The sequence below is a fragment of the Nitrospirillum viridazoti CBAmc genome (assembly GCF_000730165.1).
GTDB lineage: Bacteria > Pseudomonadota > Alphaproteobacteria > Azospirillales > Azospirillaceae > Nitrospirillum > Nitrospirillum viridazoti.
Genome location: NZ_CP022112.1, coordinates 1,347,720 through 1,373,080, shown reverse-complemented (window position 1 = coordinate 1,373,080; position 25,361 = coordinate 1,347,720). Strand labels below are relative to the sequence as shown.

The window sequence follows — 25,361 nt, the reverse complement described above, 5'->3', positions numbered from 1 at the left end:
ACCACTCAGAGATTCTTTATCTGATCTGTTATTTTTCTTACGTATAGCGGAGCATTCACTCCGTTTTCAGCTCAAAAAGTCTTACAATTCGCAAGCCTTGGGGTGCGCGCATGCCCTCATCATTAGTGAGGATTGCGTCACAGCCGACGGCCCGAGCCGTGGCAACATGGGTCGCGTCTACCAACTTCATACCCAGTGCCACACCGATCGCTGCGGCGTCCTTCGCTATGTCCTCGTCAACCGGCACAAGCTCGAAGGTGCCGCCCTGAAGCACCGACCCATAATCGGATGCCAGCTCTGCATCGCCCCGAATGTGAGCGCCATATAGGCACTCTGTCAGCGTAAGCGTGCTGGTGACTAGCTTAATACTCGACACTTTCGCATAGGAAAAAGCGCGCCTTGCCGCTTCTTCCAACTCTTGATGGGCGCCCTCTATGAAGTATATTAACACATTTGCGTCGATATATAGTCGGCTTGTTCCGGCTAGGACTTTACTCATCCCCACGGAACTCACGAATGCGTGCTAGCAGCTCTTCATGCGTGGGGCTGTGAGGCCGCGTCCGCCCTTTACCGCCTAAAGCCAAAAGTTTATCGAATGGGCCTTGACCAGCGTCTACCGCCTTGGCTACCGCAGCGGCTTCCTGCCTGGACTTGTGGAGCTTGGCCGCGTCATGTCGCCCCACGATCACATGGACATTATATGCCGTTACCTTCTGTGCGTCGTCTACGTCTTCATATTTGAAGGAAACGACCATTCGCCGGCCAGACTGGAAGCCTGCCTCTAGCGCGACTTCGCCAAGCTTCATTTCCAGTGATGTATCTACAGGTGCCATGGGTCTTCCTTAAAGCACTACCTCCATTATAAGCCCGAGGGAGCGGAGCGTCAAATTACGCTCTTGGAGGAGGTGAGTCCGCAGTTGCATTTATTATATGTATTTGCGCGGATATTTAAAGGCGATAGAAGATGGAGTCGGCTAGGCTGCGCGAAATTTCACTATTGGGGAGATTTTGCCAATACGGCTGTTTCAGCAATCCTCATCCGCCGAAAGTGCGTGCGCTACGCCAGCGTCAGGCCCGACCACGTTAGCCGCAGCCACATACGTATTTCCCCCTTCCACCCAGCACCTCCCATACGTATTCAAGGCCCTGTGCAGTGCACTGCGGGGGACAGTGGGGCCTGCTGTCTTTTGAGCCTGGTGATGGAATGACGAACAATAAGACGATGGGACGGAAACGGGCGGCCGCGCTGATGGCGATGCTGCTGGCCTCCAGCATGACGGGGGCCGCTTTCGCCGCCGTGGCGCCGGGTGCGCCGGGGCAGGCGGCGACGGGCGCCTACGCGGGCAAGACGGGCATCGGCACAGCGTATCACGCCTACGATGCGCAAGCGGGCAAGGCGGTGCCGTCGCGCGTCTGGTTCTCGCTGGCCAAGGGGGTGGTCACGGAAACCATGTACGGCCTGATCCATGAGGTGCAGCTGCGCGAGCTGAAGCTCGCCATCCAGGGCGACGGCTTCCTGGATGTGGAGGACAAGGATACCGACAGCACCACCAGCTATCTGGATGTCGATGCCGCCGGCCGTCCCCGCTCGCTGGCCTACAAGGTCGTGAACAAGGCCAGGAACGGCAAGTACGAGATCGAGAAACAGGTCTTCACCGACCCCGCCGCCGACACGCTGGTGGTGCGCGTGACGGTGCGGGCCAAGGGCGGTACGGTCACCCCCTTTCTGCTGGTGGACCCGCAGATGGCCGGCACCGGTGGCGGCGACAAGGCCGATGTGGTCGACGGCGCCCTGCACGCCTATGAGGGCGACCGCCATCTGGTGGTGAAGGCCGCCCCGGGCTTCAAGACCGCCAGCGTGGGCTTCGTCGGCGCTTCCGACGGGCTGACCCAGTTGCAAAAGGCCGGCAAGCTGGAGGGCAGCTACACCACCACCGGCGACAAGGCCGGCAACGTGGCCCTGGCGGGCGCCCTGGCGCCCGTGACGGGGGAAGCAACCTTCGACATCGTCGTCGGCTTCGGCGACAGCGCCAAGGCGGCGGACGCCGCCGCCACGGCCACGCTGAAGCGCGGGCACGACGCTGTGCAGGCGGCGTATGATGCCGGCTGGGAAGGATACCAGGCCAAGCTGGCGCCCTTGCCGGACCTGGCTAAGGTCGCCATGGATGGCGGCAAGCTATTGTACGCCAGTGCCCTGGTGCTGAAGGCGCAGGAGGATAAGACCCATCCTGGCGCGCTGATCGCGTCGCTGTCCGCGCCCTGGGGCGACACGCAGAAGGCGGACAAGCCGGCGACGGGCTACAAGGCGGTGTGGCCGCGCGACTTCTACCAGTGCGCCATGGCCCTGCTGGCCCTGGGCGACAGCGAGACGCCCAAGGCGGCGCTGACCTACCTGAAGACCATCCAGGTGGGACCGAAGACGCCCGGCAACCATGGCGACGGCGGCTGGTTCCTGCAGAAGACGCATGTGGACGGCACGCCGGAATGGGTGGGCGTGCAGTTGGATCAGACCGCCATGCCGCTGATGCTGGCCTGGCGCCTGTGGCGCAACGGCGTCATCAGCGACGCCGATGTCACGGCGCTCTACACCAGCATGGTGAAGCCGGCCGCCGACTTCCTGGTCAAGGGCGGTACCGCCGGCATCGGCTGGAACAAGGCCACCATCCGCCCGCCCGTAACCCAGCAGGAACGCTGGGAGGAGCAGGCCGGCAACTCCCCCTCCACCACGGCGGCGGTCATCGCCGGCTTGGCGGCGGCGGCTGAACTGGCGGGCCAGGCGGGGGATGAGGCGTCGGTGAAGCGCTACTACGCCGCTGCCGACACCTATTCCGCCGGGCTGGAGGCCGCGACGGTCACCACCAACGGCCAGCTGGCGCCGAAAGGATCGAAAGCGGGGTATTACCTGCGCATCGCGCCCACCGGGCAGCCCAACGCCCGCACGCCCCTGGCGGTGCGGAACGGACAGCAGGCGCTGACGGAGGATGCCTATGTCGACGGCGGCTTCCTGGAGCTGGTGCGCTATGGTGTGCGGGCGCCCAGCGACCCCGTCATCAAGGCCAGCCTGGCCGTCCTGGATGACGAGACGCTGCCGGAGAACCTGCGCGTCAAGTATACCTTCCACTTTGCCGGCGACCCCACGGCCTATCCCGGCTGGCGCCGCTACGGCAACGACGGCTATGGCGAGGACCGGGCGACCGGCGCCAACTACGCCGTCAGCGGCAGCATGACCCCCACCCAGCGCGGCCGCGTCTGGCCCTTGCTGACGGGGGAGCGCGGGCATTACGAGCTGGCGCTGGCGGCGGCCAAGGCCGGCGGCGCCAAGCCGGCGGAGGTGGAGGCCATCCGCGCCACCTACGTCCGCGCTATGGAGCGCTTCGCCAACCAGGGCCTGATGATCCCGGAACAGGTGTGGGATGGCGTTGGCAGCGACGGCGGCCGCGGCTACAAGGCCGGTGCCGGCACCGACAGCGCGACGCCGCTGGCCTGGGCGCATGCTGAGTATGTGAAGTTGCTGCGCTCCCTGCACGACGGCGGGGTCTGGGACCTCTACGCCCCCGTGGCGGTGCGCTACGCGACCAAGCCGTAAGGAAATGAAAGCCCCGAAGCCAAGCCGGCTCCGGGGCTTTCAGCACCGCCACCCGCTCTGGGGCTAAACCTTCGTCAGCACGTAACTGCTGACCGCCGCTGCCAAGTCCGCCGGGGAATAGTGGGCGAAGCGGGGGTGCAGGCGGGTGTGGTCGATATACCCGTCAGGCGCCGCCATAAGCCGCACGATGCTGCCGTGGAAGCCGCTCAGCACGAACAGGGATTCCAAGTCCCCGGCGCGCAGGCCGTTCACCTCGTCCAGGATGCCGTCGTAGTACATGTGGAAGGAATGCTCGATGTCCTCCCGGTCGGCCGAGATGGCGCGGTGGTCGGTGAAGTCCACCGTGTGCACGCAGGCGCCGTCGTCTTTCAGGATCTCCCGCTGTCGGGTCAGGGCGCCGCGCATGTCCTCCACATGCTCCAGCACCGAATTGCTGCACACCAGGTCGTAATACCCGTTGTCCATCATGTCGGTGTTGTTGAACAGCCGGACGGGGCCGAAATCGATCACGCGCGGGCCGCCGGCGTTCAGGCCGTCCAGCTTTTCCTCCAGGCCGGAGAAATCCAGGGCGGCCACGCGCTGCTTCATCGTCGCCGGCGTGGCGCCGAAGACGGCGAAGGCGTCCGGCGTGTCATACAGCCAGCGGATGGTCTGGAAGACGCTCTCCGCCACCATGTCCGGCGCGATGGGGAAGGGCTCGAACGCGTCCGCCTGCTCGAACCCGATGGCGTACAGCATGATGGAGGCGGACAGGGACGACCATACGCCGGCGCCGAAGTCCAGGATGCGCGACCGCCGGATGCGGTCGGGGTCCAGGCGATGCCCCTGCTTGCAGACCTGCAGGGCCTGGCTGAAATTGGCGATGACGGCGCGGGTCTTGACCGCCGTTAGCTCCCCGCCCACCTGGCGCAGCAGCTTTTCGATGCGCACCTTTTCCTGGGAGACGATTTCGCTGAGGTAGCGGGTGGCGTATTTGGGCCGGGCCAGTTCGGCCGCCCAAACCTCCCGCAGCGCCGGCGTGAGATAGCCGGCAGCCTCCAGCGCGTCCAGCCCGGCGGCGCGGGTGTCCGGCCCGGTCAGATCCGACAGCAGCGAAATCAGGGATTGCCTGTAGCTGGGTCGTTGCAGCACGTCCAACTCCAATCGGGGTGTATGCCCGGTCGCCCCAACGACGTCCCCCCTTGCGGTCCCCACCACCGGGATACCGTACGCCTGGGATGTTGGCAACAACCGGGGTATGCCGGCCATCCCGAAGGGGTCAGGCGCCGCCGCAGCTGCCCCGTACCACCAGGCTGGTGGTGATCTGGGTCGTCTCGATGGGGCGGCCGTCGATCAGGCGCAGCAGGTTTTCCACCAGCAGTTCGCCGGCGGCGGCGGTGTCCTGGCGGATGGTCGTCAGGGGGGGTGAGGTGAAGGGGGCGGCGACGATGTCGTCGAAGCCCACCACCGCCACATCCTCGGGCACGCGCAAGGATCGCTCGCGCAGGCCGTTCATGGCACCGATGGCCAGCAGGTCGCAGGCGCCGAACACGGCGTCGATAGGCCCCTCGCGGCCGATCAGGTTCAGGATGGCCTGGTGCCCGACCTCCTCCGACGCGGCGGCATCGGCGTACAGCGCCTCGATCACCGGCAGGCCCGCCTCGCCCAGCGCCTCGACATAGCCGGTGTAGCGGTCGCGGAATTCCGGGCAATGCTCGGAAATGTCGCCCAGGAAGGCGATGCGCTTGCGGCCGCGCGCGATCAGGTGGCGCACGCCCTCGCGGGCGCCCTGGATGTTGTCCGACCCAATGAAGTGTCCGGGCTGGCCCGGGACCACGGGGCCCCAGGTGACGAAGGCGGTGCTGACCTCATCCAGGCGGCTGATCTTGTCGACGTAGCGCAGATAGTCGCCATAGCCCAGGAAGATCAGGCCGTCGGCCCGCTTGGACGCGGCGTAGTCCGCACTCCAGTCGTCGCTGGACTGCTGGAAGCTGATCAGCAGGTCATAGCCGCGCCGGGCGGACGCCTTGGTGATGCTGCTCAGCATGGACAGGAAGAAGGGGTTGATCAGTGACTGGCTGGTCACCGGGTCTTCATACAGCAGCAGGGCCAGGGTGTTGGTCTTCTGCGAGCGCAGATTGCGGGCGTTGACGTCGACCTTATAGTTCAGCAGGCGGGCCGCCTGGGCCACGCGCTGGCGGGTGTCCTCGCTGACCATCGCGTCGTTGCGCAGGGCGCGGGACACGGTGGACTGCGACACGCCGGCCAGTTCGGCGATGTCGAACGATGTCGGACGCTTGACCCGCATCCCCTTGCTTCCGGCCTCTTGGTGCTCCCCTGGGCGCGGATGATAGCAATCGGTCCCGCGTCCCCGCAATGCGCGTCGCGGCTCGGGATCCATTAGGTCAGGGCGGATGGTGCCGGGCGGCAACACCCGCAGCGGATCAACCATGGACGGGGCCCTTAGCGGAAGGTGTAGACGATGACGGCGGTGGCGGCCAGCAGCAGGCCGGCCAGGACGCGGTAGTTGCGCCAGAAGGGCTCATGCGCCAGGCGCACGCTTTCCTCCCGGAAGAAGGCGGGGGTCCAGACCAGGCCGGCCGACTTTTCCGCCGCGTCCGGCGCCGTGGCCAGGCTGACCAGCACCAGCACGATGGCGCACAACACGAACAGCAGGGGCGCCACGTACAGGAAGTGGATGCTGACGACGTCCAGCACCGTGTTCGCCACGAACAGGGCCGCCCCGCCCAGGACACCGGCGGTGATGCAGGCGGCGGCCCCGGCGGCGTTGGCCCGGCGCCAGAAGATGCCCACCAGGTACAGCGCCATCACCGGCGGCACGGCATAGGCGATGATGACCTGCAGGTACTGCCACAGCGATCCGAAATGCTCGATCTGCGGCGCCCAGGCCATGGCGGCCACGGCCATGACCAGGGTGGCCATCCGGCCCACGCGGACCAGGGCGGCGCCCTGCATCTCCGGCCGCCAGCGGCGCACGAAGTCCATGGTGAACAGGGTGGACGCCGAATTGAAGGTGGAAGCGATGGACGACATCAGTGCCGACATGAAGCCGGCCACCGCCAGGCCCACCAGGCCGGCAGGGAGCAGGCCGAACAGCAGGGTGGGGAACACCAGGTCCGGCGATTTCAGGTTGGGGTACAGCAGGATGGCGGCGGTGCCGGGCAGCACCATCAGGAACAGCACCGGCAGCTTCAGGGCACCGGCGAACAGGCTGCCCCAGCGCCCGTGGTTCTCATCCTTGGCCGACAGCACGCGCTGCACCATGAACTGATTGGTGCACCAGAAGTAGAAACCCAGTAGCGGCACGCCGGTCAGCAGGCCGGGCCAGGGCACGGCCGCGTCGCTCAAGGGGCGGATCAGCGACAGCTTGGCGGGGTCGACCGCCCCCATCACCGCATCCCAGCCCCCGGCCTTCAGGAAGGTGCGCACGGCGATGACGCATGACGCGGTCAGCAGCAGCACGGCCTGGATGGTCTCGGTGTAAATCACGGCGCGCAGGCCGCCGGCGATGGTGTAGATGCCGGCCGACACCGCCAGCACGATCACGATCTGCCACAGGGGCACGCCGGGCAGCAGCAGCTTGAACAGCAGGGCGCCGCCGTAGAGGGCGCTGGCCGTGTCCACCACCAGGTTCAGGAACAGGGTCAGGCCTGAGAAATAGCTGCGCGCCAGGCCGCTGTACCGCCGCTCCAGAAACTCCGGCAGGGTGTAGACCTTGGACCGCAGCAGGAAGGGCAGGAAGAAGACGCAGAAGAACACCAGGACGGCCGCTGCCATCCATTCGTAATTGTACACCGAGATGCCGGTGCCGTAGGCCGCCCCCGCCAGCCCGATCAGCGTGGTGGATGAGATGTTGGAGGCCAGCAGCGCCAGGCCGATGACGGGCCAAGTGGTGCCGCGCGACGCCAGGAAGAAATCCTCGGTCGAGGAATGGCGGCGGGCCAGGTATAGCCCCAATGAGACGATGCCGATGAGATACACCGCCACGATGGCGTAGTCGACCCAGGCCATGCCTGCAACCGGCACCATACGTCCCCTCCCTGTCCCTTGATTTCCCTGCGCTTGTAAGGCGTTGCGCAGGCTTCGTCCATGGGGCCGGAACCCCAGCCACCGTGTCCTTCATGGCACAGGAGGGGGGGCGAACCACAACAAGAATTCGTATGCGGCCTTCTGGACGCCTTCCAGGCTCCCGTCCGCCTCCGCCAGCACGGCAAGCACCCTATGAAACTGGTTTCATTTTAGCATTGAAACTGATTTCACATATGCTACGATTAATGAAAATAAATTTATCAAACATAAAAACGCAACGAAGCAGAACGGGAGTTCACGATGGTTTCACGAAGGATCGCATCCCTGACGCTGGGCACCGTCCTAGGCGTCGTGGCCCTGCCGATGATGGCGGGGGGCCAGTCCGCGTCGGCGGGCGGGCAGGTGGCGCAAAATACCGACGGCGGGGCCGACGGTTCCGAATTGACGGAGGTGGTGGTCGTAGGCTCGCACATTGCGGCCCGGCCCAACATCACCTCGGCGGCGCCCATCACCTCGGTGACATCGCTGGAAATTCAGCAGTCGGGCGCCTTGAACGTCGAGGACATCCTGAACCGCCTGCCCCAGGTGTCCCCTGACAACCAGCAGACCTATCAGGACAGTGACGGCGCGCAGAAGATCAATTTGCGGCGCATCGGTTTCGGCCGCACCCTGACGCTGATCGACGGCCAGCGCGTGGCCACCAACATCGGCCTGGACATCAACATCATCCCCGTCGCCTTCCTGGAGCGTATTGACGTGCTCAGTGGTGGCGCCTCGGCCGCCTATGGCTCGGACGCCGTGGCCGGCGTGGTGAATTTCATGTTGAAGAAGGAATTCACCGGTTTCCAGGTCAGCGGCAACTACAGTCTTTACGATCACTACAACCAGCGCACCATCGTGCAGCCGGTGGCGGACAAATACGGCATCGGCTCGCCCGACGGCCAGGCGTGGGACGGCGGGCGCGGGGATTTCAACGCCGCCTGGGGCGGCAAGTTCGCCGATGGGCGGCTGAACGTGCGCGCTTTCGCCGACTATCGCCGGACGGAGCCGGTTCTGTACAAGGACCGCGACTTTTCCGCCTGCGGCCTGATCCAGTCCACCACCGACGGCCCGCTGTCCTGCCAGACCTCCACCTATTCCAAGTACGGCTATTTCAGCCCGCAGTCAGGGGACAACGCAGGCCAAGTCTTCTCAAACGCCAAGAACGGCTCGCAGACCTTCGTCACCCGCGACCAGACCTATGCCTATAATTCGTACCAGGATTATTACCTGCAGCGTCAGGATGAACGCATCAACGGCGGCCTGTTCCTGAACTATGACCTGACGGATTCCGTGGAGCTTTATGGCTCCTACCTGATTTCCAGCGACACCTCCTACAACCAGTTCCGCACCTCGCGGCTGTATTCGCCGTCGACGTTCGGCGAGTCCGCCTACAACATCAACTGCAACAACCCCCTGATGTCGGCGCAGCAGCAGCAGGCGCTGTGCGGCTCCCTGGCGGGCACCGGCGCCCTGATGCCGACCGAGGTGCGCTACCAGTTCGACAGCACGGCGCAGCTGAAAGACTATTATTTGAACGAGAACCAGCGCGTCTCGGCCGGTTTCCGCGGCAAGGTCTGGGACGCCTGGCACTATGACGTCGGCGGCGTGTATGCCCGGTTCGACAAGACCTACAAGCCGGCTTTCGAGAACCCGGTCTACCAGACCCAGGCCGACTCCCTGAACGTCGTCAACGTCAACGGCACGCCTACCTGCGCCGCCAAGGTGGCCGGCACCAGCCCCAATTGCGTCCCCGCCAACATCTTCGTCGCCAACGGCGGCAGCCAGTCCCTGGTCAACTTCTATGAGGGCGGCTATGGCGGCACGCAGGAACAGGTCGGCGTCCTGTGGGACGCCACGGTCAACGTCAACGGTGACCTGGGGCGCTATGGCGTCACCAGCCCCCTGGCGAAGGATGGCCTGGCGGTGGCCTTCGGCGCCGAATACCGCAAGGACATGGAGAACAACACCGTCGACGACGCCTTCGTCAGCAACGCGGGGTATGGCAGCAACTTCAAGGCCAGCCAGAGCGTGAAGGAAGGCTATATCGAGGTGCAGGCGCCCCTGGTGCAGGACAAGCCCTTCGTGCACCTTTTGTCCGCCCAGGGCGGGTATCGCTGGTCGAAGTACGACACCAATCCCGACACCTTCACCACCTGGAAGATCGAGGGCACCTATGCCCCGGTGCCGGACGTGACCCTGCGCACCAGCTACAACAAGGCGGCGCGCGCCCCCAACATTTATGAGAACAACCAGGCCATCGACTTCACCTCGGGCGGCCCCGACATCTGCGCCGGCAGCAACCCCACGGCCAGCCTCGCCGCGTGCCAGCTGACCGGTGTCACCGCCGCCCAGTACGGGCACATCAAGCAGTGCGATGACAACGCCTGCCTGGCGCGCCAGGGTGGTTTCGTGCTGGACCCCGAAACGGCCCACACCCTGACCTACGGCGCGGTGCTGAAGCCCAGCTTCCTGCCCGGCCTGACCCTGTCGGCCGACCGGTACCTGATCATGATCGACAGCTCGATCGGCTTTAACTACGACGACTTCTACAGCAGCAGCTGCGCGCTGTTCGCCACCGCCTATTACTGCAGCCACTTCAGCCGCAACCCGGACGGGTCGCTCACCAGCTACGACACCGTTCGCGGCGGCACGCCCAGTACCGGCTTCGTCACCTACGGCAATACCAACAATTACAAGACCTTCGCCGAGGGCTACGACTTCCAGGCCCAGTATCTGCTGCCGGTGGCTGAGCTGGGCGGTCATCTCGATTTCGACTTCAACGGCTCGCTCAGCACCCGCACGGGCGGTCAGGACACGCCCAACTCGCTGGCCGCCAGCTGCGTCGGTTACTTTGGTCCGCGCTGCAACCAGCCGTTCCCGGCCTGGACGCACAACCTGCGCGGCACCTACATGCGCGATGGCGGCGCCTACAGCATCTCCCTCAACTGGCGCCACATTTCCGGCGTCACCAACGCCGCCAACAGCAACGACCCGGCGCTGGGCGCCAGCGCGTCCACCCGTGTCACCACCTTCACCTACATCCCGTCCTACGATTACTTCGACGTGGCCGTCGGCTATATGGTCAACGACCAGATCAGCCTGCGGCTGACCGTCAACAACCTGACGGACAAGATGCCGCCCATCGTGGCCAACTCCTACAACATCTCGCTGGCCCGCTCGAACACCATCCCCCAGGTTTATGACGCCTTGGGCCGCATGGTGCAGATGGGCTTCACCGTCTCGTTCTGATGCCGGTACCGGCCCCGTGCGGCAGGCGTCGCGCGGGGCCATTCCTTTGAGGAGCCTCAGCATGGGGGATATCTTGGCGGGACCCTTGCCTGGATCATCGGGGCTGACGCGCCGTGGTTTCGCGTCCCTGGCCCTGGCGGCGCTTGCGGCCGGGACCGTGCCTGTCCCGCTTTCGGCGGCCCGCGCGGGAGGGGAGGCCGCGGGGGGCGGCCGCCTGCTGCCGCGCTACCCCTTGGCCCCGGCCGGGTCCGGGTGGGACGCGTTCCAGGCGCTGATGGACTACGATCCCAGGGACGACGCCGACGCACCCTATTTCCAGTCGCGGGTAAAGCGCGCGCGCCGTATCGCGCCCTTCGCCGCCACCCAGGCCCATCCGGCACTGGATCCGGTGCCGGGTGTCGCCAGCCTGTCCGACTGCTACGGCCCCTTGGCGGCGGGCATTCCCGAGGAAACGCTGATGCGCCGGCGTCACGGCACCCCGCTTCCGGGCGGCGTGCAGGTGCCGCGCATCTTCACCTATCACGACATCATCGTGGGCTGGCGCGGCACCGGCATGATCCCCAATCCCGCGCTGGTCGACGTGGCTCACCGCAACGGCGCCCTCGCCCTCGGCACCATCTTCCAGCCCGACCACCGTCTCTATGACGGCAGCGCGGTACCAATGCCGGAGGTCGCGCGCCGTATGGTCGACTTGGCGGATTATTTCGGCTTCGACGGCTATTTCGTGAACTTCGAGAACGGGACGGAGGCGGCGGAGGCCCAGGTCCTGGACTGGATCGCCGCCATGCGCGACGAGGCGAAGCGGCGCGGCCTGGCCGATTTCCACATCCAATTTTATGACGGCGGCACCGACATGAATTGGCTCATGCGCCGCCGCGACGGCCGGCCGGGCCAGGCTTTCCCTGACAGCGCCATGCTGGACCAGGGATGGAGCCGTTACGGTGGGCCCGGCAACTGCTGCTCCGGCGCGCCGGTGGCGCCGCTGGAGGTGCGCGGCTATTGCCTGGCGAACGGCTTCGACCCCCGCGCCGTGGCTTACTTCGGGCTTCAACTGTACCCCGGGCCGGGCTATTTGGGCGCCGCGGCACCCCGGGTCATCCACCCCAACGACGGCGCCTACGCCTATGGCGGCTTGCAGGTCTACAGCGTGGAGGATGGGCTGCGCACCCTGTTGCGCGCCGTGCGGACGTCCCTGCTGGCCCCGGGGGAGGGGGCTGGCGCCACGGCCGACCGGCGTATTCTCGGCACGCTGGAGCGCATGTTCTTCAGCGGACAATCGCAGAATCCCGCGCACGAGAACGCACCGGACGCCGCGCAGGCGCGGGCCTATCTGCCCGGCCCCCGGGGGCGCCACCGCTACACCGACCATGACGCGGCGGCGCCCAAGCCAACGGACCAGCTGAACCTGCCCATGACCTACGGCGTCGCCAATTTCATCGCCGAGCGCTCGGTCATCGGCGCCTTCCCGTTCCTCACCCGGTTCAACACCGGCGAAGGGGATCGTTTCCATGTCGGCGGCGCCGTCGTGGCGGATCGGCCCTGGTTCAACCTGGGCATCCAGGACATCCTTCCCACCTGGCAATGGCGGGTCGAGCCCATGGCCGGCCCAGCCTCCCACGGGGCGGATTTGCTGGCGGTGGATTATGCCTACGACACCGCGTTCGACGGCGGCTCGTCCCTGGCCATCACGGGTGCGCTGGGGCCGGCCAACGCGACGCGGGTGTGGTTGTATAAGACCGCGCTGGCGGTAGACGGCGTGCCCGGCTGCGTGGCCCAACTGGTGCTGAAGGGGCAGGGCGCCGGTGCCCTGCGGCTGGGGCTTGTTTTCGCCGACGCGCCGGCCACGCCCGCATGGCTGCCCCTGGAGGGCGCGCACCGGCAAGCGCTTCCAGGGGGCTGGTCGCGCCTGACATTGCCGCTGGCGCCTTATCGCGGGCGGACGATCGCGGCTGTGCTTTTAGGGGCGGCTTCGGCGGCGGCCGCGCCGCTGCCGGTCGACATCCGCATTGGGGAGCTTTATGTCGGACCGCCGCCTGCCGGCGTCACGATGCCGCCGCCGCGTGGATTGACGGTGGAGGCATGTGCGGCTTCGGTGGACGGGCGTTGGGCCGAGGCGCGCCTGCGATGGGCGCCTGAGCCCGCGGCGGCATATCACGATGTCTATGCCGCGGCGGAGGGGGCCGCCGGGGACGACTGGATCTGGCAGGGGCGCGTCACCGGCACGGCTTATCACGTCACGGGCGCGCCGGTCGGCACCGGCGGCCAGGTCCGTTTGCGCCTGCGGGCGGCGTCGCACGGCCCGCAGGCGCTGCCGGGGAGCCCGGCGGAAGTCATCGTCATGGCCAGCTGAGGCTGGTCGGACCGTCAACGATGGGGGCCGTGGTCCCCGTCGCCCCGGTGGTCGCCGCCGTGATGGTCGCCCCCGGGACCGCCGCCGGGGCCGCCCCCCGGACCGCCATGATGATCACCGCCAGGACCGGGACCGGGGCGGCCAGGGCCGGGGCCGTCGTGATGGTCGCCGGGTCCGGGGCCGGGCCGGCCGGGTCCGGGGCCCGGACGGTAGTCATGATGATCCCACCGATCCCAGCCGGGCCGGCCTGGGCCCGGACCGGGGCGGAAGTCGTGGCCGGGGTGGTAGATGGGCCGGGGCGGGGGCAAGCGCTCCCACCGGTGCCGGTCCGCGAACCACGGCCGGTCACGATAGTAGCGGCCCCAGTAGTCGTTGAACGAGAAGGTGATGATGGGCAGGCCGATCACGCCGCCATACTGGGGCAGGTACACCCGCTGGCCCTGGTAGGGGTACATCAGGCTGCCGCCGTAAAGCCAGCCGCGATAGCCCTGGAAATCCACGTCGCACCACGACCAGCCGGCCAGGCAGCCATAGACGTTCAGCGATACCCCGGGCGGCAGGCTGGCGATGGCCGGGTAACCGCCGCCCGGACCGGCGCGCAGGATGGTGCCGCTGGCGGTGTAGGCATATTCCGCCTTGGCCGCGACGGGCAAGGCCACCAGGGCGGTGAACATGGCCGCCGCCAAACGTGCGCGCCCCCCAGGGGTGCGATGAAGGCGGGGCAGGCGCAGACGGAACATGGTGTGAGCCCTTTCTGTGAAGGCTGGTTCTTACAGGGTAACCCGCCCGCGCCGGATGGGGCGGTGGGGACCTTAAGGGACTGATAATACGATACCGATACTCTCCCCCCAATGTGCCCAAAGGATGGCGGTCTAAAGGCGGAGATTTGCAACCGTTTAGGCAAATTGACGCCCCAAGGCTCGGCTTTCCGGTGGGGTGACGTGTAAGGTGGGGCTATAAGGGCAAGCCTGAATTGTGCTTCTTGATGCGGGGATGAGTGGGAATGACCAGGACCGTGAATGCCGCGGGTATCGCCTTGACCGAACAGTCCGAGGGACTGCGACTGACCGCCTATCGTTGCCCAGCCGGCCGCCTGACCATCGGGTATGGCCATACCGGGCCCGACGTCACGCCGGACATGACCATCACCGAGGATCAGGCCCAGGACCTGCTGGCCCAGGATTTGGCCACCGCCGGCAATGGGGTGAGCAAGGCGGTGACGGTGCCGCTGACCGACAACCAATACGCCGCGCTGACGGATTTCGCGTTCAACCTGGGTGTCGGTGCCCTGACCCAGTCCACGCTGCTGCGTCTGTTGAACCAGGGCGATTACGCTGGCGCCGCCGAACAGTTCCTGGTCTGGGACAAGGCGACGGTGAACGGCCAGCTGGTCACGCTGCCGGGGCTCGCCGCCCGCCGACAGAAGGAACAGGCCCTGTTCCTGACGGCTTGATCCATAGGCGTTGGAGCTATCCCCAGCCGGCGCGTGACAGGCGCCGGGACTCCCGGTATGACGATGCGGACGGCTGTATTGACGCCGTCCGCACCACCCTCATGGGATTCATTAGGTTCGGCAGTCAGGGGCCCTCGATGAACCGCCGGTTCGTTATTGTTTTTAGTGCATTTTTCGGTTTGTCCGCAGCCATCGCCCGCGCCGAGCCGGTGGCCCCGCCCGCAGCGGTCCCCCAACCGCCCGCCACCCCCGCTGGCGTCACGATTTCCGTCTATGGCGATTCCTTGGCCGATGGGGTGTGGAGTGGGCTGTACGAACGGCTGAAATCCCAGCCGCAGACACGGCTGGTTCGCCATTCCCAGCTGGGCGCCGGCCTGACCCGGCCCGATTATGCCAGCTGGCAAGCGGAAACCGCCCGCCAGATCGATGAGGCGGGGGAGGGCGGCTACGCCGTCATCATGTTCGGCGCCAACGACATGCAGGGCGTGCGGGACGAGAACCGCAAGGGTTACCTCTTCAAGTCGCCGGGCTGGACCAACGTCTACACGCAGCGCATCGACTGGCTGCTGCAGACGCTGAAGGAACACCATGTCACGACGGTGTGGGTGGGCCTGCCCGTCATGCGCAAGCCGGAAACGAACGACGACGCCAAATTCATGACCGGCCTTTATGAAACCGAAGCCGGCAAGTACGGCGCCGTGTTCCTGCCGCTGTACCAGGATTATCTGGACGCCGACGGCAACTTCATGGCGCGCATCGACGACAGCCGCCAGAAAAGTCAGCAACTGCGGTCCGACGACGGCATCCACTTTACCGGCTTTGGCTACCAGCTGGTGGCGGGCAAAGTGCTGACCCGGCTGCAGTTGGCCGGGGCGCCAGCGGCCAAGCCGGCGGTCAAGGCCGCGTCCGCCGCCCCGCCCGCCCCCGCCCCGATGGCGCCGGCTGCTTCCCCCGCCCCGGCCCCCGTTCCGGCGGTCACGCCGGCGGCCGTCACCACCTCCACCCCTTCCGACGCCCCCATCGCCAAGCCCATGCCCGCCGACTTGCCGGCCAGCCCGCCCATCAGCCAGCAGCCCGGTGCCGCCACGGGCGCCGCGGCCGGCTCGTCCATCGGCTCCCGCGGCCGGGCGCTCATGGCCACCCCGGCGCGGCAGCTCTGACCTCCATGCGCCGCCGTCTTGCGTCCCTCAGCCTGATGCTGGCCGCCCTGGCGGCCTGCAGTGGCACCCCCGCTGGCCATTCCGCCTCCCCCCTGCCGAAGGGGGCCACCCAGGTGGCCGCTACCGGAACCCTGCCGCTGGCGCCGCCGGCCCGCGTACCCTCGCCGTACGACGGCAATCCGGGCTTTGAACGGCTGTTCCAGCGGCTGGCAGCCATCGAGGCTGGGCATGGCGGCACGGTCGATATCCTGCAACTGGGCGACAGCCACACCGCCGGCGGCGTCTTCACCACCCGCCTGCGCGACGCCCTGCAAGAACGCTTCGGCTCCGCCGGACCGGGTTACATGCCGGCGGGCAAGCCCTACATCGGATCGCGCCGCGCCGACGTGGCGGTGACCCAGGAAGGCAAGTGGCAGTATTTCAACAGCCTCAGCGACACCCCGTCGCCGGGCTGGGGCATGACCGGTTTCATCGCTCGCAGCCGCGCGCGCGGGGCGGCCATCGCCGTCACACCCAAGGACGGCTTGGGCTTCGACATCGCCGGCGTCACCGTGGTGCGGCAGCCCGGCGGCGGTGATCTGCTGGTGCTGATCGACGACCGGGTGGTGAAGCAGATCTCCACCCAAGGTCCCGCCGGCCAGGCCGACTGTATCAGCCTGCCCACCGCCGGCCAGGCGCAGCAGCTGAAGCTGGTTGCGGCCGATGGCCGGCCGGTGGACATCGCCGGCTGGTCGCTGGACCGGGCCAAGCCGGGTGTGGTGTTCGACAGTGCCGGTGTGGTGGGCGCCCGGCTGACCACGATGGACCGCTGGAACCCTGAGACGGTCGCGCTGGAACTGGCCAGGCGCAAGCCGGACCTGGTCATCTTGGCCTATGGCACCAACGAAGGCTTCGACCGCGACCTGGACCTGTCCGCTTATCAGGAGCGTTTCAAGGCGGCCCTGCGCCGGCTGAACGCCGGGCCGGTGGCCGTGGTCGTCCTGGGCCCCCTGGATGGCCAGGCGGAATCCGCCGCCTGCAAGAAGGTGGCGGACAAGGATGCCGTCTTCCCCTGCCAGGATACCCCGCCGCCCCTGGGGAAATGCGCCTGGTACACGCCCACCATGCTGGGCCGGGTGCGGGCCCTGCAGGCCCAGGGCGCCAAGTCCGGCGACTATGTGTTCTGGGATTGGGCGCAACTGATGCCGGGAGCCTGCGGCATGGACCGCTGGGTGCGCCAGGCCGTGCCCCTGGCCCGGGCCGACCATGTGCACCTGACGCCGGAAGGCTACACCCTGACGGCCAACGCCTTCTTCGCCTGGCTGATGGACCAGTACCAGGGCTATGTCCAGCCCGGGGCCGTGCCGCCCCGCCCGGTGGTGGCCGGGCGCCCCGATACGGCCGCCGCTGCCTTGGCCGGCCGGTGAGGGAACCCCCATGCTGTTCCCCACGCTGAACTTCGGCCTGTTCTTCCTGATCGTCTTCGCCGTTGCCTGGGCACTGGTGCGCTTCCCGCAGGGGCGCATCGCCTTCCTGTCGGCCGCCAGCTACGTGTTCTACGGCTGGTGGGATTGGCGCTATCTTTTCCTGCTGGGCGGCAGCACGCTGTTCAACTATCTGGCCGGCCACGCCATCGTGCGCCAGGACACCCCGGCCCGGCGCACGCTGGCGGTGTCCCTGGCCGTGGCCGTGAACCTGGGCGTGCTGGCCTTCTTCAAGTACGCCGACTTCACCAGCCACGCGGTGAACGACACCGCCACCCTACTGGGCCTGCCGGTGCGGCTGGGCTTCCTGGACATGGTGGTGCCCGTCGGCATCTCCTTCTTCACCTTCCACGGCATCTCCTACCTGGTGGACCTCTACCGCGGCACGCTGCGCCGGCCGGCCAGCCTGATGCACCTGGTGCTCTACATCTCCTTCTTCCCGCAGCTGGTGGCGGGGCCCATCGTCCGCGCCAGCCACTTCCTGCCCCAGATCGGGGAGCGGCCGGATCCGGACGACATTCGCGCCACCCGCGCCTACCTGCTGATCATGGGCGGGCTGTTCAAGAAGGTGGTGGTGGCCAACTACCTGGCGACCGACCTGGTCGATGCCGTGTTCATGGATCCGGACCGTTACGGCGCCCTGGATCTGCTGCTGGCCACATACGGCTACGCCATGCAGATCTATTGCGACTTCAGCGCCTACACCGACATCGCCATCGGCTTGGCGGCCCTGCTGGGCTTCCGCTTCCCGCAGAACTTCGACCAGCCCTACCGGTCGGGCTCCCTGCGGGAATTCTGGCGGCGCTGGCACATCTCGCTGTCGTCGTGGCTGCGCGACTATCTCTACATCCCCCTGGGCGGCAACCGGGGCGGCACGTGGAAGCACTGCCGCAACCTGATGATCACCATGCTGCTGGGCGGCCTGTGGCACGGCGCCAACTGGACCTTTGTCATCTGGGGGGCGCTGCACGGCGGCATGCTGGTGGTGGAGCATCTGGTGAACCGCCTGCGCGCCATCACCATCGGGGAGTGGGAGGCGCCGCCCCTGCGCGGCTGGCGGCGGACCCTGGCCATCGTCGCCACCTTCCACTTCGTCTGCTTCACCTGGATCTTCTTCCGCTCGCCCACGCTGGAGGTGGCCGGCCATTTCCTGGCGGGCTTTGGCCGCTGGCAGGTACTGCCCACCGCCGCGACGCCCCTGACCCTGCTGCTGATCGCCGGCACCCTGGCCAGCCAATTCCTGCCCGCCGACCGGCTGGCGCGCATCGAGGACGGGGTGCGCCGCTTGCCGCTTCCGGCCATGGGTGCTGCCGTGGGTCTGGCCGTGGTGCTGATCCAGGCCTGCGCGCCCGAGGGCGTCGCCCCCTTCATCTATTTCCAGTTCTGACGGGGCCGAGACATGAACGCCATCCCGACCCGCCGCCTGTCAGCCCCCGCCGAGGCCACACCCGTGCCCCCGCCGGTGCGCCCCCGCTACAACCCGGTCGAGGTGATCGAGGGGGCGGCCCCCTCCCGCCTGCGGTCCGTGGCCTTGTCGCTGGCGGCGGCCACCCTGGTGGCGTTGGTGCTGGGCGCCCGTCCGCTGGCCGACTGGGTCAACGGCCTGCCCATCAACCCGGTCACCGACCGGCTGTCCGGCTGGGTGCAGGCCTGGCAGGATTGGATGGACGCCATCGGCGCCGGGCGCCTGTATACTGGCCTGCAGGCCCTGTTCCGCTGGTTCCAGGGCTTGCGGTTCTAGGGCGCCTCACACCCTGTAATCCCTTGCGCAGTCCACTGCGGCGGCCCTACACTTGCACCATGAAAGTCGCGGACGCGTGATCCGCCACCCCTGGTGTGACCGATATGCAGCGTAAAAGTTTCGAGGACCTGACCTGCCCCATCGCCCGCAGCCTGGAACGGGTGGGGGAGTGGTGGAGCATCCTGATCCTGCGCGACGCCTTTCACGGCATGACGCGTTTCGACCAGTTCCAGAAGAGCCTGGATATCGCCCCCAACATGCTGACCCGCCGCCTGACCGCCCTGGTCGAGGCCGGGTTGATGGAAAAACGGCAGTACAGCGAACGACCGCCCCGATACGAGTACGTGCTGACCGAGCGGGGCCGCGATTTCCGCGAGGTCATGCTGGCCCTGCTGGCCTGGGGCAACCGCCACTTCGCGCCCGAGGGGCCGACCGTGCAACTGGTTGACACCCAGACGGGCCAGCCTGCCGACCTGGTGCTGGTGGACCGGGTGAGCGGCAAGCCTGCCACCAGCCGCGACTTCCGCCTAGCGGCCGGCCCCGGCGCCGATGAGGCCCAGCGCCAGCGCTATGCGCCCAAGGCCAAGCCCGCCGCCTGACGCCCGGCAACAGGTCTAGGCCGAAAGGCCCGGATTGCGGCGGCGCGGCAAATTCGGGCGCCGGCCTCGCCCCCATGCCCTATTCATTAAGAATTATGGTTGCTACCACCAACCGATGATACGGTTGCGCCGGTCCCTTTGGCGGCGCATCCAATACTCATGGGTGTGTGCGCCAATTTCCATCATCGATTTAGGGAATTACCGTCGATGAAGATTGCGCAAATCGCCCCGCTGTATGAGACGGTGCCGCCCACATACTATGGTGGTACTGAAAGGGTTATATCTTATCTCACGGATGAGTTGGTGGACCTGGGCCATGATGTGACCCTGTTCGCCAGCGGGGCCTCCCAGACCAAGGCCAGGCTGGTGCCCATGCGGCCCAAGGCCCTGTGGCTGGATGATGCGCCGTTGAAATCGCCGGTGGTGGCCCACCTGGCCATGCTGGAACAGGTGCGGGCCCGCGCGGATGAGTTCGATGTGCTGCATTTCCATCTCAGCCACTTCATGCACTTTCCCTTCTTCAAGGAATGCGCGCAGCGCACGGTGACCACGCCGCACGGCCGCCTGGACTATGTCGACCTGGCGCCGTCCTACGGGCTTTGGCCGCGCTACCCCATGATTTCCATCTCGGATCGCCAGCGGCGGCCCCTGGCGGATGCCAACTGGCTGGCCACCGTCTATCACGGCCTGCCGCTGGACCTGTACCGCCCGCCGGCGGACCGGCCGGGCGGCACCGGCAATTACCTGGCCTTTCTGGGCCGCTTTTCCCGCGACAAGCGGCCGGACCGCGCCATCGAGATCGCGGAGAAGTCCGGTCTGTCGCTGAAGATGGCGGCCAAGGTGGGGGACGATGACGGTCCCTATTTCAAGGAACACGTCGAACCGCGCATCGATGGCCGCGTCATTCAGCACGTGGGTGAGATCGACGACGCCGGTAAACCCGGTTTCCTGGGCGACGCCGCCGCCCTGCTGATGCCCATCGACTGGCCGGAACCCTTCGGCCTGGTGGTGATCGAGGCCTTCGCCTGCGGCACGCCCGTCATCGCCTGGAACAACGGCGCCATGCCCGAGATCATCGACCAGGGTGTGACCGGTTTCGTCGTCGACACCATCGCCGATGCCGTGGATGCGGTGGAAAAGGTGCGCGCCCTGGACCGCGCCCGCATCCGCGAGGTGTTCGAGCGGCGCTTTTCCGTCGCGGCCATGGCGCGCAACTACGTCGCGGCCTATGAGGCCTTGCTGAAGGGCGGCGGGGCCGCCTCCGTGCCCGGCGGCCGTGCCGTCGCCGCCCCGTCGCCCTGAGCCGTGAGACCGGACCCCATGGCAGCCCTCGACGAACGACAGTTGGACCCGGCCATCGGCCTGGCCGGCCCCGACGGCAGCGGCCCGCGCGAGACCTTCAAGCTGTTCGCGCTGAAGCATGGCGATTGCTTCGTCGTGGCCGACGCCCATGGCGACATCCTGGGCCAGGGCGACGGCCTGTTCGTGGACGACACCCGCATCCTGTCCCGCTATCAGCTGCGCATCGGCGATAAGGAGCCGTCGCTGCTGGGCGCCTCGCTCAGCGAGGACAACATCCTGTTCACGGCCAACAGCACCAATGTGCCCATGCCCGCCCCCGGCGGCGGCATGACCCTGTGGGGTGTCATCCATATCGAGCGCACGCGCATCCTGTGGCAGAACCGGCTGTATGAGCGGGTGACCCTGTCCAATTTCGGCGGCAGCGACATCGTCGTGCCGCTGACCTTCAATTTCGCCGCAGACTTCCGCGACATGTTCGAGGTGCGGGGCTCCACCCGCCAACTGCGCGGCCGCACGCATGAGGCCCAGCTGTCCGGCGACGGCGTGACGCTGAGCTATGAGGGCCTGGACCAGGTGACCCGCCAGTCCACCCTGTCCTTCAGTCAGGCCCCCGACCGGCTGCAGGGCGATCGCGCCGTGTTCAACATCAACCTGCCCAAACGCGGCGACCACGTCCTGTACATCGAGGTCGGAACCGAGCGCACGGACACGCCCAGCCGCGTGCGCTTCCGTGCCGCCGCGGTGCGGGCGCGGCTGGAGATGCGCACCAAGCGCCGCCGCGGCGCCAGCGTCTACAGCTCCGGCCGGGTGTTCAACGACTGGCTGGCGCGCGCCCAGGCGGACACCGCCCTGCTGACGACGGAACTGGCCACCGGCCCCTACCCCTATGCCGGCATCCCCTGGTTCTCCACCGCCTTCGGCCGCGACGGCATCATCTCCGCCTTGCAGATGATGTGGCTGAACCCCCGCCTGGCGCGGGGGGTGCTGGCCTTCCTCGCCACCCATCAGGCCACCGAAACGGCACCCTTCAGCGACGCTCAGCCGGGCAAGATCCTGCATGAGACGCGCAAGGGGGAGATGGCGGTGCTGCGTGAGCTGCCCTTCGGCCGCTATTACGGCAGCGTCGACACCACGCCGCTCTACATCTACCTGGCCTCGGTCTACGCCGACCGCACCGGGGACATGGCCTTCATCGACCAGCTGTGGCCCTCGCTCTGCGCCGCCGCCGCGTGGATGGAAGGGGCGGGCGACCAGAACGGCGACGGCTTCGTCGACTACCAGCGCGCCGAGGAATCCGGCTTGGCGAACCAGGGCTGGAAGGACAGCTTCGACAGCATCCAGCATGCCGACGGCAGCCTGCCGGAGGGGCCCATTGCCCTGGTCGAGGTCCAGGGCTACGTCTACGCCGCCTATTGCGGCCTGGCCCGCCTGGCCAAGCGGCGGGGGGAGGACGCGCAGGCCGCCTACTGGCAGCATCGGGCCGAGGCCCTGCGCCAGGCGGTGGAAACCCATTTCTGGATGGAGGACATGGGCTTCTACGCCCTGGCGCTGGACGGCAAGGGCAGGCCCTGCCGCGTGCGCGCCTCCAACGTCGGGCATCTGCTGTTCGTGGGCCTGCCCTCGCCGGAGCGGGCGCACCGCGTGGCGGACCAGCTGTTGGCCGGCGCCTTCCACACCGGCTGGGGCATCCGCACGCTGGCGGACACCGAGGTCTGCTTCAACCCCATGTCCTACCACAACGGCTCCGTGTGGCCGCACGACACCGCCATCTGCGCCGCCGGTCTGGCGCGCTATGGCGTGCGCGGGGGCGTGGTGAAGCTGATGAGCGACACCTTCGAGGCGGCGGTGCGCTTCGGTATGCGCCTGCCCGAGCTGTTCTGCGGCTTCCCGCGTGAACAGGGGGAGACGCCCATCGCCTATCCGGTGGCCTGCGTGCCTCAGGCCTGGGCCGCCGGTTCGGTCTTCATGCTATTGCAGGCCTGCCTGGGCATCGAGGTCGACGGCTGGCGGGGGGAAATCCACGTCAACCGCCCCAAGCTGCCCATCGGTATCGATCAACTGACCGTGCGCCGCGTGACGGTGGGGGAACACACCGTCGATCTTTTCTTCCAGCGCATGGGGGGGCAGGTCATCGCCTCCATCTCTGACCACGAGGAAGGCCTGGTGCCGCTCATCGTCCGCTCGTAAGGGCCGATAGGTCTACGGCGATGGGACCAAGGAACCGGCGGATGCTCCGCCACGGTCTTACGCTGCCTATGCGGATTTTCGGTCCCGCCTCCGCCGCGGTTGCCTTTTTTGGAACACAATCTCGTCTCTAGAATTCCTACATGAATACTGAGGGGCGGAGCAATAGAAAACGCCGTTACGGCTATATCTGTTCGATCTGCGCGATATATGACCTGATTATTGCAATCATAACACCAGGTCATAGTTTTCTTAACCGATAGGGTATGGGTGTATCACCATGATGGACATCGATTTGGGCGCGCTGCTGACGCAGGACTCCGCCGCCGTCTACCTGGTGGGGGCCAGCCTACTCTTATCCGTTGCGGCCCTTGTGCTTTCCAGCGCACTGCTGCTGCGCTGGAGCCGCAACCGCCATGCGCCGGTGGCGGAGGCCGCCATTCCCACCTACGAAGAGACGCGACGCCAGGTTCTGGCGGAGGGGGACCGGGCGCCTTCGCCTGTGGTCGGCGCGCGCGACGCCCATGCCGCGGCGCAGCGCGCCCTGCGGTCCACCAAGGGCGAGGGCGTCGCCACCGACCGGCTGGGCACCTGGACGCCGGACACGCTGCGGCACCTGCTGAAGACGGAACTGACGGGGGCACAGGTCATCGTCGTCTCCAACCGCGAGCCCTTCATCCATGACTTGGAGGAGGGCGGGGCGGTGAAGCTGCGGGCGCCGGCCGGCGGCCTGGTGGCGGCGCTGGATCCGGTCATGCGCACCTGCGCCGGCACCTGGATCGCGCACGGCAGCGGCTCGGCCGATCACCTGACCGTGGACGCGGACGACCGCATCGCCGTGCCGCCCGACAACCCCAGCTACACCCTGCGCCGCGTCTGGCTGAGCGAGCGTGAGGAGAAGCACTATTACTACGGCTTCTCCAACGACGGCCTCTGGCCCTTGTGCCACGTGGCCTTCACCCGGCCCAGCTTCAACGCCGAGGATTGGGAGGTTTACGAGGCGGTGAACCAGCGCTTCGCCGACGTGGTGGTGGAGGAGGCGCGGGACGAGCGTCCGGTGGTCCTGATCCAGGACTATCACTTCGCCCTGCTGCCCCGCATGATCCGCGAGCGGCTGCCCGACGCCGTCATCATCACCTTCTGGCACATCCCCTGGCCCAACGCCGAGATCTTCGGCATCTGCCCGTGGCGGGAACGCATCCTGGACGGCATGCTGGGCAGCTCGGTCATGGGCTTCCATACCCAGTATTACTGCAACAACTTCATCGAGACGGTGGACCGCTTCCTCGAAAGCCGGATCGAGCGGGACTCGTCGGCCGTCACCTTCGGCGGCCACACCACCCATGTGCACGCCCATCCCATCTCCATCGAATGGCCGCCGGCCTCACTGTCGCGCCAGCCGCCGGTGCCCGCCAGCCGCCGGGCCATCTTCGACCGTTTCAACCTGGCGCCGGACATGAAGCTGTGTGTGGGGGTGGAGCGCTTCGACTACACCAAGGGCATCATCGACCGCTTCCGCGCGGTGGAGGAACTGTTCAAGCGCCACCCGGAATGGATCGGCCGCATGGTGGTCCTGCAGGTGGCGGCCCCCAGCCGCACCGCCCTGCCGGCCTATCAGCAGTGCCAGCGGGAGTGCCTGGATTTTGTGGACGAGCTGAACGCCCGCTACGGCCATGACGGCTATCAGCCCATCCACCTGCTGAACGAATCCTACGGCAAGGACGAGGTCTACGGCCTGTTGCGGGCCGCCGACCTGTGCATGGTCACCAGCCTGCACGACGGCATGAACCTGGTGGCCAAGGAGTTCGTGGCCGCCCGGGAGGATGAGCAGGGCGTGCTGCTGCTCAGCAGCTTCGCCGGCGCCGCCAAGGAGCTGCCCGAAAGCATCATCATCAACCCGTACGACACCTGCGGCATGGCCGACGCGTTGCTGCGCGGCCTGACCATGTCGCCGGAGGAACAGCGTGAGCGTATGCGCCGCATGCGCGAAACGGTGCGGGAAAACAACATCTACCGCTGGGCGGGCAACATGCTGCTGGACGGCGCCCGCCTGCGCAAACGCCACCACACCGCCAACGTCACCGCCCGCCTGGCCAGGCAGCACTCGGCGCGCGGTGCCCTGGGTCGCACACCCCTGGGCCGCAACGTGGTGCGCCTGGTCAGCATGGGGAAAGGAAAGAACGTTGAGCCGAGCCATTTCTGA

18 protein-coding genes are annotated in these 25,361 nt (G+C 67.1%); 12 read left to right on the top strand and 6 right to left on the bottom strand.

Translation table 11 applies throughout. The features are described from left to right. Positions 1 to 55: 55 nt before the first annotated feature. Positions 56 to 499: a type II toxin-antitoxin system VapC family toxin gene (locus tag Y958_RS27455; protein WP_088875017.1), complete on the bottom strand. Its 444-nt coding sequence runs from the start codon at positions 497 to 499 to the stop codon at positions 56 to 58. Beyond that, positions 492 to 833, bottom strand: coding sequence for a hypothetical protein (locus Y958_RS31655; protein WP_145727725.1), 342 nt, complete (start codon positions 831 to 833; stop codon positions 492 to 494). The genes Y958_RS27455 and Y958_RS31655 overlap by 8 nt, the downstream gene beginning before the upstream one ends. A gap of 371 nt (positions 834 to 1,204) precedes the next feature. On the opposite strand from Y958_RS31655, the gene Y958_RS27445 reads away from it, so the two are divergent. Then, entirely contained in the window at positions 1,205 to 3,586 is a 2,382-nt protein-coding gene (locus Y958_RS27445; RefSeq protein ID WP_088875015.1) for a glucan 1,4-alpha-glucosidase, read from the top strand. A gap of 63 nt (positions 3,587 to 3,649) precedes the next feature. Here the strand turns inward: Y958_RS27445 and Y958_RS27440 are convergent, their stop codons facing one another. The 3 genes from Y958_RS27440 to Y958_RS27430 all read right to left on the bottom strand — a co-directional run bounded on the left by Y958_RS27440 (position 3,650) and on the right by Y958_RS27430 (position 7,615). Beyond that, positions 3,650 to 4,717, bottom strand: coding sequence for a methyltransferase domain-containing protein (locus Y958_RS27440; RefSeq protein ID WP_186291527.1), 1,068 nt, complete (start codon positions 4,715 to 4,717; stop codon positions 3,650 to 3,652). Positions 4,718 to 4,844: 127 nt separating this feature from the next. Then, positions 4,845 to 5,873: a LacI family DNA-binding transcriptional regulator gene (locus Y958_RS27435; RefSeq protein WP_088875013.1), complete on the bottom strand. Its 1,029-nt coding sequence runs from the start codon at positions 5,871 to 5,873 to the stop codon at positions 4,845 to 4,847. A 155-nt stretch (positions 5,874 to 6,028) separates the two neighbouring features. Continuing rightward, complete coding sequence (locus Y958_RS27430; protein ID WP_088875012.1) at positions 6,029 to 7,615, bottom strand: sodium:solute symporter; 1,587 nt, start codon at positions 7,613 to 7,615, stop codon at positions 6,029 to 6,031. Positions 7,616 to 7,915: 300 nt separating this feature from the next. Here Y958_RS27430 and Y958_RS27425 point away from each other — a divergent pair, with 300 nt between their 5' ends. Next, entirely contained in the window at positions 7,916 to 10,906 is a 2,991-nt protein-coding gene (locus Y958_RS27425) for a TonB-dependent receptor domain-containing protein (protein ID WP_088875011.1), read from the top strand. A gap of 61 nt (positions 10,907 to 10,967) precedes the next feature. Next, positions 10,968 to 13,256 carry an endo-beta-N-acetylglucosaminidase gene (locus tag Y958_RS27420; RefSeq protein ID WP_186291526.1) on the top strand — a complete coding sequence of 763 codons (2,289 nt, stop codon included), beginning with the start codon at positions 10,968 to 10,970 and terminating at the stop codon, positions 13,254 to 13,256. Between the two features lie 14 nt (positions 13,257 to 13,270). Here Y958_RS27420 and Y958_RS27415 read toward each other — a convergent pair whose 3' ends face one another. Then, positions 13,271 to 13,930 carry an SH3 domain-containing protein gene (locus tag Y958_RS27415; RefSeq protein WP_088875280.1) on the bottom strand — a complete coding sequence of 220 codons (660 nt, stop codon included), beginning with the start codon at positions 13,928 to 13,930 and terminating at the stop codon, positions 13,271 to 13,273. Between the two features lie 329 nt (positions 13,931 to 14,259). Here Y958_RS27415 and Y958_RS27410 point away from each other — a divergent pair, with 329 nt between their 5' ends. From Y958_RS27410 to Y958_RS27370, 9 genes are all read left to right on the top strand, one after another. Continuing rightward, positions 14,260 to 14,709 (top strand): lysozyme, encoded by a 450-nt coding sequence (locus Y958_RS27410; RefSeq protein WP_088875009.1) that lies wholly within the window; start codon positions 14,260 to 14,262, stop codon positions 14,707 to 14,709. A gap of 179 nt (positions 14,710 to 14,888) precedes the next feature. Then, positions 14,889 to 15,869, top strand: a complete 981-nt coding sequence (locus Y958_RS27405; RefSeq protein ID WP_186291525.1) for an SGNH/GDSL hydrolase family protein — start codon at positions 14,889 to 14,891, stop codon at positions 15,867 to 15,869. Between the two features lie 5 nt (positions 15,870 to 15,874). Beyond that, positions 15,875 to 17,275, top strand: coding sequence for a GDSL-type esterase/lipase family protein (locus Y958_RS27400; protein WP_088875007.1), 1,401 nt, complete (start codon positions 15,875 to 15,877; stop codon positions 17,273 to 17,275). A 10-nt stretch (positions 17,276 to 17,285) separates the two neighbouring features. Then, positions 17,286 to 18,719 carry an MBOAT family O-acyltransferase gene (locus Y958_RS27395; RefSeq protein WP_088875006.1) on the top strand — a complete coding sequence of 478 codons (1,434 nt, stop codon included), beginning with the start codon at positions 17,286 to 17,288 and terminating at the stop codon, positions 18,717 to 18,719. A gap of 12 nt (positions 18,720 to 18,731) precedes the next feature. Beyond that, positions 18,732 to 19,073, top strand: a complete 342-nt coding sequence (locus Y958_RS27390) for a hypothetical protein (RefSeq protein ID WP_088875005.1) — start codon at positions 18,732 to 18,734, stop codon at positions 19,071 to 19,073. Between the two features lie 104 nt (positions 19,074 to 19,177). After that, on the top strand, positions 19,178 to 19,672 hold the full coding sequence (locus Y958_RS27385) for a winged helix-turn-helix transcriptional regulator (protein ID WP_088875279.1): 495 nt from the start codon (positions 19,178 to 19,180) through the stop codon (positions 19,670 to 19,672). Between the two features lie 207 nt (positions 19,673 to 19,879). Beyond that, positions 19,880 to 20,974 (top strand): glycosyltransferase family 4 protein, encoded by a 1,095-nt coding sequence (locus tag Y958_RS27380; RefSeq protein WP_088875004.1) that lies wholly within the window; start codon positions 19,880 to 19,882, stop codon positions 20,972 to 20,974. Between the two features lie 18 nt (positions 20,975 to 20,992). Continuing rightward, positions 20,993 to 23,161, top strand: coding sequence for an amylo-alpha-1,6-glucosidase (locus Y958_RS27375; RefSeq protein ID WP_088875003.1), 2,169 nt, complete (start codon positions 20,993 to 20,995; stop codon positions 23,159 to 23,161). A gap of 277 nt (positions 23,162 to 23,438) precedes the next feature. Then, positions 23,439 to 25,361 (top strand): alpha,alpha-trehalose-phosphate synthase (UDP-forming), encoded by a 1,923-nt coding sequence (locus Y958_RS27370; protein ID WP_211098736.1) that lies wholly within the window; start codon positions 23,439 to 23,441, stop codon positions 25,359 to 25,361.